This is a genomic window from Undibacterium sp. YM2, assembly GCF_009937975.1.
GTDB lineage: Bacteria > Pseudomonadota > Gammaproteobacteria > Burkholderiales > Burkholderiaceae_D > Undibacterium.
Genome location: NZ_AP018441.1, coordinates 6,408,624 through 6,421,564, shown reverse-complemented (window position 1 = coordinate 6,421,564; position 12,941 = coordinate 6,408,624). Strand labels below are relative to the sequence as shown.

General features: G+C 53.4%; 8 protein-coding genes and 1 pseudogene. 5 read left to right on the top strand and 4 right to left on the bottom strand.

The window, feature by feature from the left end; translation table 11 throughout:
* Positions 1-30: 30 nt before the first annotated feature.
* From UNDYM_RS29420 to UNDYM_RS29405, 4 genes are all read right to left on the bottom strand, one after another.
* Positions 31-2,229: a C1 family peptidase gene (locus UNDYM_RS29420; protein WP_162044327.1), complete on the bottom strand. Its 2,199-nt coding sequence runs from the start codon at positions 2,227-2,229 to the stop codon at positions 31-33.
* Between the two features lie 186 nt (positions 2,230-2,415).
* A complete protein-coding gene (locus UNDYM_RS29415) occupies positions 2,416-3,387 on the bottom strand; it encodes a peptidylprolyl isomerase (RefSeq protein WP_162044326.1) in 972 nt (323 codons plus the stop codon).
* A 215-nt stretch (positions 3,388-3,602) separates the two neighbouring features.
* Positions 3,603-4,103, bottom strand: a complete 501-nt coding sequence (locus UNDYM_RS29410) for an SRPBCC domain-containing protein (RefSeq protein WP_162044325.1) — start codon at positions 4,101-4,103, stop codon at positions 3,603-3,605.
* A complete protein-coding gene (locus UNDYM_RS29405; RefSeq protein WP_162044324.1) occupies positions 4,096-4,455 on the bottom strand; it encodes a helix-turn-helix transcriptional regulator in 360 nt (119 codons plus the stop codon). Before UNDYM_RS29405 ends, UNDYM_RS29410 begins: the two co-directional genes overlap by 8 nt.
* Positions 4,456-4,735: 280 nt before the next feature.
* On the opposite strand from UNDYM_RS29405, the gene UNDYM_RS29400 reads away from it, so the two are divergent.
* From UNDYM_RS29400 to UNDYM_RS30960, 5 genes and pseudogenes are all read left to right on the top strand, one after another.
* Positions 4,736-6,391 carry a M20/M25/M40 family metallo-hydrolase gene (locus UNDYM_RS29400; RefSeq protein ID WP_162044323.1) on the top strand — a complete coding sequence of 552 codons (1,656 nt, stop codon included), beginning with the start codon at positions 4,736-4,738 and terminating at the stop codon, positions 6,389-6,391.
* A gap of 106 nt (positions 6,392-6,497) precedes the next feature.
* Entirely contained in the window at positions 6,498-7,049 is a 552-nt protein-coding gene (locus tag UNDYM_RS29395; protein ID WP_162044322.1) for a hypothetical protein, read from the top strand.
* A gap of 15 nt (positions 7,050-7,064) precedes the next feature.
* Positions 7,065-7,808, top strand: coding sequence for a hypothetical protein (locus UNDYM_RS29390; protein WP_162044321.1), 744 nt, complete (start codon positions 7,065-7,067; stop codon positions 7,806-7,808).
* A gap of 355 nt (positions 7,809-8,163) precedes the next feature.
* Positions 8,164-9,944 (top strand): annotated as a pseudogene (locus UNDYM_RS30965) (NAD-glutamate dehydrogenase); the annotation flags it as partial.
* A 57-nt stretch (positions 9,945-10,001) separates the two neighbouring features.
* Positions 10,002-12,923: an NAD-glutamate dehydrogenase gene (locus UNDYM_RS30960; protein WP_370529496.1), complete on the top strand. Its 2,922-nt coding sequence runs from the start codon at positions 10,002-10,004 to the stop codon at positions 12,921-12,923.
* Positions 12,924-12,941 lie beyond the last annotated feature (18 nt).

The following is a 12,941-nucleotide window of genomic DNA, read 5'->3' as shown; positions in this document are numbered from 1 at the left end:
CAGCATACAATCGCTGCGGCTTGCGCAAGTTTAATAATCCAGATCCACAACGGGTGCAGGCAAGTCATCAGCTGTATCCAGACCCAGGATATGCGTCAGGGTTTGCGAAACCACATTTATGTCATTATCAAAGCTGCCATGGGCAAGCGGGGTCAAGCGCTTGCCGCAATTGACGTGACCAGCATCGATGATGTGCAAATTGCTCCTTTGCTCTGCTGTCAGCCCCTTGCCATCTTCAGCAAAATCGCGGGGCAATTTTTTGCCCCAGTAAAATTTATTCCAGCTCTTCAAGGTGGCGAGGCAGGATACATTCCATTGTTCCTCTACCATTTTGTCACCATTGAAGTAGGCCGCATCGAGGCTGGCAGCCATACCCAGCAAGGGTGTTTTATGGCGGGTTTCAAAAGCGCGGGCCACCAGGTAGAGCAGGGATTTGCGATACACCAGATAGACATTGTCAGTGCGCTCGCGCCGGTCTGACATCAGATGCAGGTGAAAATTCTCGCGTGCCAGTATGCCGCTTTCCATTGCAGGGCGGTAAGTGCTTTCTGCAAACTCCAGGCTACAGGCCGGTGCATACAGACTGCATGTGCTGACTGCCAGTTTGCGTGCGGCCAGCAAGCCCAGTAAATGGCCCAGAGCGATGGAACCTGCTGAGTGGCCTATCAGATGGATTTCCAGCTTGCCCTTGCCCAGCTCCCTGCTTAATTGTTTCAGGCGTTCGGCGATGGCCAGCAGGCCGCGTGGCGGATCACCATCTTCTGTAGCCTGTGCTGCATTTTGCTTCATCTGCATCCACTGCGATTTGCCACCTATGCTGGCTGCTAGGTTTTCTATCGTGCGGTCCATGACATCAACGGCTGTATTCTTGAGCTGCTCCAGCCAGTCGCTGGAGACTACAGAGCCTGTCAGGTAATCCCGCAATTTATCCTTGAGCACGTCCCCCATGGTTTCTGTGAGCCCGGTTTTCCAGGTGATGAAGACCGGGTATATACCGTTTGCCAGAAAACTGGGTGCCATGGCGGCAATGCGCTTGAGTGACTCAGCTTCACTATGAAGACCACCATGAGCATACAGGGCAAGTTTCAAGACCTTGTTTTTGCCGTGTTGTTTGAGCCAGGCTTGTGGTGCCTGCACCAGGACTTTTTCTACCGTCGCTGACGCATCGGCAACTTCGAGCAATCTTTGTATCAGACCACCATCGTTGCCCATGACCACGGTCAGGCTGTAAGCCTGGTCCATGCTGAGCACGGCCTGGCCAGGCTTGCCAGCGGGATGGGCACCGCCAGGCAGCAGGGCTGAGCCACTGGCCTTGAAGGCAGCAGCAGGCGGGATATTCGCCTGGGGTGCCAGCTGTTTTTCAGCACGGGTACGGTTCACCGCATCGACATAGCGCACGGGCACGCCCAGGGATACGGTCCAGGCATCTGTGCCATTCACCAGCCAGTCGTCATAGGTGATGATGGCGAAACCCTGCAGGCCCCAATCTGCACCCCAGGAGTTTTGCACGACAAAACCCTGGTCGGTATAACCGAGCAAGGCAAAGGCATGGCCACCGGCCTTGACCTCGCTGAAATTGACCACAGGCAGTTGCTCCAGCTTGCTGAAGCTGCCTGCTTTTGATGTCGCTACCTCGGCCCAGCCTTGGTGCAGTTTGCAAGAGACATAGATGGCACCAATCTCCAGGATGGCAGCCTGCATGTCTGTGATCGATGTTTTATCTATGCGGTAATACACGCCCAGTGCACGGCTCAGTGCGTCTTTTTCCCAGCCAGGTTTGGGTGCCTCGAAGGCTGGTACCTGGTCATTTTTATCTACCGTATAGGGCCACAGTGCACGGCTGCAGACCCCATGCTTGTGCCAGCCCTTGAGAGCACCGCGACAGCTGGAGCCCAGATAATCTTCGCCCGGCCATTCATCATACAGTTGTGCGAGATGGTAGATCATGCGTGGGCTGCTTTCCTTGTTGCTGGCGTCGCGCAGCCAGAACAGGTAATTGATGACGGCGGCCAGACCAAAGCCAGTACAGGCACCGTCCGAGCCCTGGTTCAAAATCATGCCTGCCTTGATGTAGCTGGCAAGCTGGTTCTTGATAAAGCCGCTATCCGGGTAGGATACTGGCAGGTTCAGCACGCGGGGCGTGTAGATGCGGTCGCGGATATCAAGGCGGTCAGGACGCGCATCCAGGGCCAGGTCGCTGCCGTTAAAGGGTATGGTCTGGGCTGGCATGCAGGCCTCCTGGGTCAGTATGGGTGTACGAAGGATATTGCTTGAAATATTAGCAAGAATAGTGTCTCAGGATTTATTTGACTTGGCAATAGCACAATGAAACGGGATGTCCGGAAAAGCGGGCGAGCAAAGAAAAAGGCCGCCAAGACTAGCTTGACGGCCTTTTTGCCCAAAAATTACTGAGGCTTATTTTTTCGCTGCGTCAGCAGGAGCGGATGCTGCTGCAGAAGCTGCCGGTACAACTGTAGGCGTGACTGACAAAGGTGTGCCTGAGGCTGCCGGTGCAGAAGCTGCGGCTGGAGCTTCCTTGATTTCTATCTTGGCTTTAGCCTTGATGTCATCCAGCATTTTCTTCAGGTTCTTTTGCTGCAATTGCTGGCTCAGACCGGACTTGACTTCTTCCAGCGGAGGAATAGTCACAGGACGGGAATCGTCGAGGATGATGACGTGGTAACCAAACTGGGATTTGACTGGCTCTTCAGTAAATTTGCCTTTTTCCAGTTTAGCGACTGCTGCACCAAATTCCGGCACCATGCCGCGTGGGTTGAACCAGCCCAGGTCACCACCATTGGCTTTGGAGCCAGGGTCTTGTGATTTGGCTTTGGCCAGGCCTTCGAAAGACTTCACGTCTTTCTTGATCTTGGCGATGATGTCCTTGGCTTCGTCTTCAGTTTTTACCAGGATATGACGGGCCTTGTATTCATTGCCACCATTGCTTTTCTTGAATTCTTCGTATTCAGCTTTCAGGGCGTCGTCCGAGACGGTTGCTGTCTTGATGTAATCCTTGACATAGGCATTTGCCAGGATGGATTGACGCGTCATTTCGATCTGGTCAGCCACTTCTGGTTTTTTATCCAGGCCCTTGTTGACAGCTTCTTTGGCTACAACGAGTTGCATGGCCAGATTGTCGATGACCATCTTGCGTGTTTCAGGCGTATCAGGCATGCCTTGGGCGGCCTGTTGCTGCATGATCTGGTCCAGTTGTTTCTTGCTGATAGGTGTGCCATCAACAGTGGCTGCGACTTCGCTACTTGCAGCAGCCGACGCAGAAGCGGAAGCCGAGGCTGACGCAGCCTTGTCTGCATTTTTATCATTACAGGCGCTGAGTACCAACATGGCAAGCGCGCTACCCAGGACTACACGGGACTTAATTGACATACACATTCCTTCAATATTGAGCTGACTTTGCAGCAGATATCATGCCTGTTGGCATATGACGATTTAAAAAATGACGCTGAATTCTACTCGCGATTTTACCTGTCATGCTAGTTATTCACTTTTACTTACCAAATTTCCATGAAAAAACGGCTGTCGCTAGCCTTTGCCAGAGACAGCCGCAGCCTGTATCGGCCATTCTGAAACAGTTTGAAATATCAGGGGCTGGCGAGGTAAGTCTGCAATTGATCCAATAAAGCGCAAAAACCCTGGTCCATGCTGGCAAAGGTGGCGTGGAAGACGCTTCTTTCTTCCTCAGTGGCATTATCGAGCAAAGCCCAGCGTATCGTCAGTTGCGTGCCCTCGGCATGCTCATCAAAACTGATGGTCGATAAAATCTCCAGTGGCCAGGCCGGGCTCATGGGGTGATGTGCCAGGTTGCCAGCCTCATCTGAAAAGCTGTGGTGATATACCAGTTTTTCTGGGCGGATTATTTCCTTGTAAACAAATTTAGCCCACATCATGCTGCCATCGGGGCCGCGCATACCAAAGTGGTAGCTACCGCCGACGCGTAGGTCCATTGTGGACTGAACTACGCTAAAGCCTGTCGGCCCCCACCATTTCGCCAGATGGTCACCCTCGCTAAAGGCGGCAAACACCAGTTCACGTGGTGCTTTCAGGATGCGGGTAATCACAAAATCTGGTTTATTTTCATTCATGCTGTTCTCCCTTCGGTGCAGGTTTAGCTGTTGTTTGCAGCTCTTGCAGATAGCTTTCCAGCCTGTCCAGGCTTTGCTCCCAGAACTGGCGGTATTGCTCTACCCAGCCGTAAGCTTCTTTGAGCGGTCTGGCTTGCAACTGGCATGGCCGCCACTGGGCACTGCGGCTGCGCGTGACCAGGCCTGCGCGCTCCAGCACCTTTAGATGCTTGGTAATGGCTGGCAGGCTCATGTCGAAAGGCTCTGCCAGTTCACTGACCGAGCTTTCCCCTGTAGATAAACGGGCCAGTATGGCGCGGCGGGTAGGGTCGGCCAGCGCCGAGAAAGTCTTGCTGAGAGTATCTTGCTGCATAGTGGCGAATTTTTATTTAACCACTTGGTAAAATAAGACGAATTTATCACTATGTCAATTTGGATTTAAGCAAATTTTCGAGGTATTTCTGTTAAAAATATGGAATATTTCTTAAAAGTACTGAAGTCATGGAACAAATCCTGACGTACCCACTCCAAGTTTGGCAGCTGGCACTGGTGCAAGAATATCAAGCTGACCGGCCAGGCAAAAAAACAATGTACACAAGTTCCGGCCCATCCGGCCAGCGACTCATATAAGCGTATCCCGACAGGAGACATGAATGCGTATTTTGCAGGTTTTATGTGGCACAGCCCTCATCGCCACCAGCTTTAGCGGCCAGCTTGCGCTTGCCGCCAGCGAAGAAAAAATCGACCTCGAACTGATTACCAGATTGCGCGACGAGGCCATGAACCGCTCCAAGGCGCAAGAGATACTAGGCACACTCACAGATGAGATAGGCCCGCGCCTGACCGGTTCGCCCGCTTTGCGCAAGGCAGGTGACTGGACCCGCAGCAAATTCGGAGAATGGGGCCTGCAAAATATCCATAGCGAAAGCTTTGCCCCTTTTGGCCGTGGCTGGACGCTGGAAAAAACCACCCTGCGCATGGTTGCGCCTTCGCAAGTCGATCTGTATGCCATCCCCAAGGCATGGACGCCAGGCACAAATGGACTGCAGCGTGGCAAGCTGATCATCGCAAAAATGACGGCGGATGAAGATTTACCAAAATGGAAGGGCAAGCTGGCCGGTGCCATCGTCTTGCTGGATGAGCCCCTGCCGATCAAACCGCATGTGAAGGCAGATGCGCACAGGTATACACATGATGAACTGAGTGAGCTCAGCAAGATCGATTTCGAGCCAGCGGCCTCCCGCCGTGGCGATATACAGACTTACCTGAAGCGTTTTGCATTCGCCAAAAAATTGCGTACCTTCCTGGCAGAAGAAAAAGTCCTGGCTGCCCTGAATGTGACCCGTGGCGAAGATGGCACCATCTTTGTACAGGAAGGCGGTTCCTACAAGAAAGATGAAGTGACCGGCCCGCCTACCCTGGTCGTTGCCAGCGAAACCTATAACCGTCTGTATCGCCTGGTCGACAAGAAAAAAGACGTGGAACTGGAAATTGACGTCAAAGCCACGTTCAGCGATGAAGACCCGGAAGCGGCCATCAATGTGCTGGCAGAAATCCCGGGCACAGATAAAAAAGACGAGATCGTCATGCTCGGCGCCCATCTCGATTCCTGGCATGGCGGCACCGGAGCCACCGACAATGCCGCCGGTGTTGCCATGGCGATGGAAGCTGTGCGTCTATTGAAGGCCACCGGCTTCAAGCCACGCCGTACCATACGCATCGCCCTGTGGGGTGGTGAAGAACAGGGCTTGCTGGGTTCACGTGCCTATGTCAATAAATGGATAGCGTCCCGCCCTGAACCAACTGACCCCAAGGAACTTGAACTGCCGACTTTTGCACGCAAACCCACCGGGCCGCTCAGCATCAAACCCATGCACAGCAAGATTTCTGCCTACTTCAACCTCGATAATGGCGGCGGTAAAATCCGTGGCATCTATGCAGAAAACAATGCGACCTTAAAACCGATTTTCGATGCCTGGCTGGCACCATTCAATGATGTTGGGGCAACCACGACGACACTACGCAATACTGGCAGCACCGACCATGTGAGCTTCGACCGCGTTGGCGTACCTGGTTTCCAGTTCGTGCAGGATGATATGGATTACTTCAGCCGCACCCATCACTCCAGCATGGATGTGTATGACAAGGTACAAAAGAGCGACCTGACCCAGGCTTCGATGATACTGGCGAGCTTCGTCGCCCATGCCGCCAACCGCAATGAGATGCTGCCGCGCAAACCTATGCCTAAAGATCCACCGCCAGACGAGAAGAAAGACGACAAGGCAACGGAAGAAACAGCAGTCAAATAAATAATACAGATACTTCACACTTTATTCTTTCAAAAAGGCCATTTGCGCTTAGTCTTCCCGAACAGGAATACAATGCGCCTGTGGCCTTTTTTGATTGAGACAAAAGATGAGTGAAGTTAGCCTGACCAGCGTCGAAGATATTCCCGATAACCTGGCCGAGATATTGCCAGTCGGCATGATCGCGGGTGGAGGCGTGGCAGCACTGGCCATGGCAGCAGTAGCCAACCGCAAGTTTCTGGCGGCCCAACCTGCAGAACAGCAAAACAGTGGCTGGCAGGCGTTCCACTATGAGCGCATTTCTGCAAGCGAATTTGAAATCACCGGCGGCATCGCTGACCCAAGTTCAGGCGGTAAAAAATTTCATGGCGCGCATGACACTGTCATCATTACAGAGGCCGAAGTCCTGGCTGAAATGCAATTGATGCTGCCGCCAGCAGCAACGACAGCTTCAGCGAACGCCTCTACGGCTCTGGCTCAGCCCATCGCCACAATACAGGGCACGAATGCAGCCAATGTACTCAAGGTGATTTTTACTTTGCCGGAGGATGAAGCTGGTCGTCAAAGAATCCTGCGTGCATTTCAGCTACAGGCCGATTTTTTTGGCGCGAAAGTGCAGGCTTGCTCATTGCATGATGCCAGCTTGTTGAAGCTGGATTAAGCTGGATTAAGCACCTTGACAACGCGTACTTTTTTGAAATGGCTGATGACATTCAGCCTTTGTCTTTTGCTATACGCGATATGGCGGCGAGACGTATTGCCACCTCCTGCTGAATTGAATAATGTGCTCTTGAATGAACCAGTACAAACCAAGATAGAGCAAACCGCATTTGCAGTCAGCAGAGGCGGTGTCGATTACCAGGTACAACCATTATATGACTATGACCTGGTTGGTCTGGTCGTCAGCAGACATGACACCAGCACAGGCTGGGATTACCTGCATCGCGAATGGAACGACCATTTGAATGTCATGGATATCTGTGTCATCTGGGGTAATAATGCACGCAATGGTTCTTACAACGACATCAGTTTTTCCAGCGGTCAGTTCACCTGCAATTTCCGGGCATCGACAGCAGAAGCATTTGCTGCATTTGACCAGACTGCCATTTCAAACAACCATCTGCTGACCGACCAGCCCAGCCTCGCCAAGATCATGCAAAAAGTCGAAGTGGGCGACCAGATACACCTGCGCGGTCGTTTGTCTGAATATTCACATAACCATGGCTTCGCTTTCAAGCGCGGCACCAGCATCGTCCGCACCGATACCGGCAATGGTGCCTGCGAAACCATTTTTGTTGATAGTTTCGAGATACTCAAAAGCAGTGGTCAGACATGGCGCAAGCTGGTGTGGCTGGCTGCCATCATACTGATTGCCAGTATTGTGGGCTGGTTTATGCAACCAGTTCGTTTCAATCATTAGAGTGATGAAATACAATCGGCTACGTCCATCATGCTGCGCTGCACATAAGGATTCATCAGCATTCTTATTTGAAATTTGTATCCTCTTATTTCTATGGGCTTGAGAAAAAGCAAAAAAGCTGCATTTAGCCTGGGCTCGATGTTCTCACATTTTGTCGGCATTTTTGTGTAAGTAAGCAACACTTGCCCAGAACTGCCTGCAGTCAATACCAGTTGTGTGGTCTGGCGGTTAATTTTCCGTACGCTCGTAAGGGAAATCCCGTTTGTTTCCATCCGCATAATGGAGGATACTTGCACAATATGGTGCGCAGACTTGCACCTTTATCTCTCGTTATCTTCCAACAGAAGGAGAACGTATGACCTCTTCCCACTTCGCTGAGCTGATTGCTTATGCGCAAGCGCACACCGGCCCTGCATCTGAACGCCAGGGCTCATTCATCACTGCCTATTTTGAAAACACTGACCCGGATGAGATCGTCAGCCGGGGTCCGGCTACGCTGTTTGCCCAGGCCAATGCCCACTGGCGTTTGCTGGATGCACCGCGGGCCGCAAATACGCCCAAGATAAGGGTGTTCAACCCCACCCTGGCAGAAGATGGCTTTGTCAGCGATCATACTGTCGTGCAGATTGTGAATGACAATATGCCTTTCCTGGTCGATTCGGTGACGATGGCGATCAACCGCAGTGGCCGTACTGCACACTGGATAGTGCACCCGCTGATGAGCGTCGCCCGTGATGCGAACGGTAGTGTGACTGCAGTCAGCACCGTGGCAGCGGCAAAGGCGGCGGGCCGTAGTGACCCGGTAGAATCCCTGATCCTGGTTGAATGTGACCGTATTGTTGACCAGGCCGCACAACAGGCGCTGGTAGAAGATTTGAAAAGTGTCTTGTCTGATGTACGTGGTGCTGTGGTTGATTGGCAACCCATGCTGGCGCGTGCACGTGAAGTGCGCGCCGCTTGTGAAAGAGCTACCCAGGCACCAGAAAAACGCGATGAAGCGATTGCCTTCCTGGCCTGGCTGGAAGACCGCCATTTCACTTTCCTCGGTGTGCGCGACTATGACCTGAAGCGCGAAGGCGACAATGTCAGCCTGGTGGCGATTGCCGATTCTGGCCTGGGTATTTTGCGCGGCCCCGTCAAGACGGCTGAAACCCGTTTACCACCAGAAGTCGTGGCCCTGATGGATTCGACAGAAATGGTCATGGTCACCAAGGCCATGACACGCGCTACTGTGCACAGGCCAGCCTGGCTGGACTATATTGCCGTCAAGCGTTTTGATGATGCAGGCAATGTCATTGGTGAATCGCGCTTCCTGGGCTTATATACCTCAACAGCTTATTCTGAACCGGTAGGCAATATCCCCCTGGTACGTCAGCGCGTAACGAATGTCATGAATACCTCTGGCGTCGTGCCCGAGAGCCATGCCGCCAAGTCGCTGCAAGCCATTCTCGATGATTATCCGCGTGATGAATTGTTCCAGATCGATGCTGCAACCCTGGCTGATCATGCTATCGGTATCCTGCGCCTGCAAGAACGCCAGCGCACCCGTTTGTTCCTGCGCCGCGACCCCTTTGGCCGTTTCACTTCGGCCCAGGTATTTGTACCGCGTGACCGTTACAACACGGAATTGCGCGTCAAGATAGGCAATGAATTGATGATGGCCCTCAATGGGCAATCGATAGAATTCACGCCCATGCTGACCGATAGTCCACTGGCGCGTATCCATTATCTGGTCAGGGCCAAGGATATCGCGCCGCAAAATGTCAATCTCGCCATACTGGAAGCGCGCATCGCCAAACTCGCGCAACGCTGGGAAGATGACTGCACGGCAGAGTTGCTGCGCTCGCATGGTGAAGGCAATGGCCTGAGCCTGGCCAACCGTTTTGCCAATGCCTTCCCTACAGCTTACCGGGAAGATTTTTCTGCCCTGGTGGGTGCAGAAGATGCAGACATGCTGGCCAGCCTGAATCCCGGCGCACCGATGATGGTCAAACTCTACCGTCCACTCGATGCGGGACCTGGCATACTGCGCTTCAAGATTTATAACACTGCCAAGGTGGCACTATCCGATTCCCTTCCCGTGCTGGAACACATGGGGCAAGGGTACTGGATGAACATCCGTACGCCATCGTCAGCGGTGCAGAGACTTTGTGGATACATGACCTTGGCTTGCAATTACCTGCCAATACCGATTTGTCATCAGTCAAAGTGCGCTTTGAAAACCTGTTCTCGCAAGCCTGGGGCGGCGAGGTTGAAAGTGATGACCTCAATCGCCTGGTACTCAATACCACGCTGGATGCACGCTCCATTGCCGTCTTGCGTGCCTGCTCGCGTTATTTCAAGCAACTGGGTTTTGCCTATAGCCAGAACTACATAGAAGCAGCACTGAACAAGAATGCACCTATCACGCAACTGATAGCCGAACTGTTTGGTGCCCGCTTCAAGCCTGATTATGTTGGTGACCGCGAACAGGCACAAAAGCATATACGCGAACAGCTGGAAGCGCAGATGAGCAATGTCGCCAGCCTCGATGAAGACCGTATCCTGCGCCAGTTCATCGCAACCATTGTTGCGACCTTGCGCACTAATCTGTGGCAAACCACGGCCAGCGGCGCGTTCAAGCCCTACATGAGCTTCAAGCTCAATCCGCGTGAAGTACCGGGTGTGCCAGAACCCAAACCCCTGTTTGAAATCTGGGTCTATTCACCGCGTGTCGAAGGCGTGCATTTGCGCGGCGGCAAGGTTGCCCGTGGCGGCTTGCGCTGGTCTGACAGACGTGAAGACTTCCGTACTGAAATCCTGGGCCTGGTAAAAGCCCAGCAAGTCAAGAATACGGTCATTGTGCCGGTTGGTTCCAAAGGTGGTTTTGTCCTCAAGAATGCACCACCAGCGACAGACCGTGAAGCCTATCAGGCCGAAGGCGTGGCTTGCTACAAAATCTTCCTGTCCGGCTTGCTGGACCTGACTGACAATATCGTCAAGGGCGCTGTAGTGCCGCCTAAACTGGTGATACGCCATGATGTCGATGATCCTTATCTGGTGGTCGCGGCTGACAAGGGCACGGCAACGTTCTCGGATATCGCCAATGGAGTCTCTGCTGACTACGGTTTCTGGCTCGGTGATGCATTTGCGTCTGGTGGCTCGGTCGGCTATGACCACAAGAAGATGGGTATTACTGCCCGCGGTGCCTGGGAATCGGTCAAGCGTCATTTCCGTTCGCTCGGCGTAAATACGCAGGACACAGCCTTCACCGTGGCTGGTATCGGTGACATGTCAGGCGACGTGTTCGGTAATGGCATGCTCTTGTCCCAGCATATCAAGCTGGTAGCCGCCTTTGACCATCGTCATATTTTCATCGACCCATCACCTGATGTGGCAACTTCATTTGCCGAACGCCAGCGCCTGTTCAATCTGTCGCGCTCCAGTTGGGATGATTACGACAAGAGCCTTATTTCTGCTGGCGGCGGCGTGTTCCCACGCACCGCTAAATCCATCAGCCTGAGCCCGGAAGCACGCGCTGTGCTGGGCATAGAAACTGCCGAACTGACGCCTGTGGAGCTGCTGCGTGCGATCTTGCAGGCCCCGGTAGATTTGCTGTACAACGGTGGCATAGGCACCTATGTCAAGGCCAAGTATGAAACCCACGCCCAGGTTGGCGACAAGGCTGGTGACGCCTTCCGCGTCAATGGCAGCGACCTGCGCTGCAAGGTGCTGGCTGAAGGCGGTAACCTTGGTTGCACACAAAATGGCCGCATAGAATTCGCGCAAAAAGGTGGTCGTATCTATACCGATGCAATAGATAATTCTGCTGGCGTTGATTGCTCTGACCATGAAGTCAATATCAAGATTCTGTTGGGCAGCATCGTCGAAGCCGGTGACCTGACCCTGAAGCAGCGTAATGACTTGCTGGCCTCAATGACTGATGAAGTTGGTCACCTGGTGCTGACCGATAATTACTATCAAAGTCAGGCATTGGATATTGCCGCGCACCGCCCGCTGTATGTACTTGATGGCCAACAAAGACTGATGCAGTCGCTGGAAAAACAGGGCCGCCTGAACCGCGCGATTGAATACCTGCCTAGCGATGATGAAATTTTCCATCGCAAGGCCTTGAAGCAGGGCCTGACTGCACCTGAGGGTGCGGTCGTGCTGGCCTATGCCAAGATGTCGGTGTTTGATGAACTGGTCGCCAGCAATTTGCCGGATGACCCTTTCTTCAGCCGTGCATTAAAGGCTTACTTCCCGCAGGTGCTGTCTGAGCGTTTTGCCGAAGCAATCGCCCATCATCCGCTGAAGCGCGAAATCATTGCCACCTTCATCACCAATACCGTGGTGAACCGTGCCGGTGCGACCTTCGTCAATTTCATCGCTACTGAGGCAGGTGCAACCGCGGCAGACGTGATACGCGCCTTCACCCTGGCCCGCGAGATTTTTGATCTGGAAGTATTGTGGGATCAGATCGATGCACTGGATTACAAGGTTGATTCAAAACTGCAACTCGACCTCTTGTCCAAGCTGATTGCAATTGCCCAAAGGGCTTCGCGCTGGATGTTGCGCATACGTTCGCAAAGCACAGACTTGCCTACCCTGATACAGCGTTATCAGCCGGCAGCACGCGAGCTGCGCTGGCAACTCGATGACTGGCTGCCAGCCAATGCCCATGCAAGCTGGCAAAAAGAAGCCGAGGCGCTGACGCAAGCCGGGGTAGAAGCCACGCTGGCACAAAACCTGACGGCACTGGAATACATCTTCCCGGCACTGGACCTGGTCGATCTGGCGCAAAGCACCAGCAGTGACCTTGAACAGGTGGCCCGCGCCTACTTTGGCATCGATGATGAGCTGGGCCTGACTGGCTGGCGCAATCAGATCAACCGCCTGCCTACTGACACTCTGTGGCAGACCCAGGCACGTGGCAGTGCGAGGGATGATGTGTATTCGATAGCCAGCCAGATCACCCGTGGCCTGTTGTCACGTCAGGAAGATGTCAGCAACTGGCACGCACAGCACGCGCCAGCGATAGACAGGCTGACGGCCTTGCTGACTACCATCAGCGCACAGGGACCGGACCTGGCACCGGTATCCGTCGCCTTGCGCGAGTTACGTCACCTGGCTTGATTCATGCTTGGTAAAAAC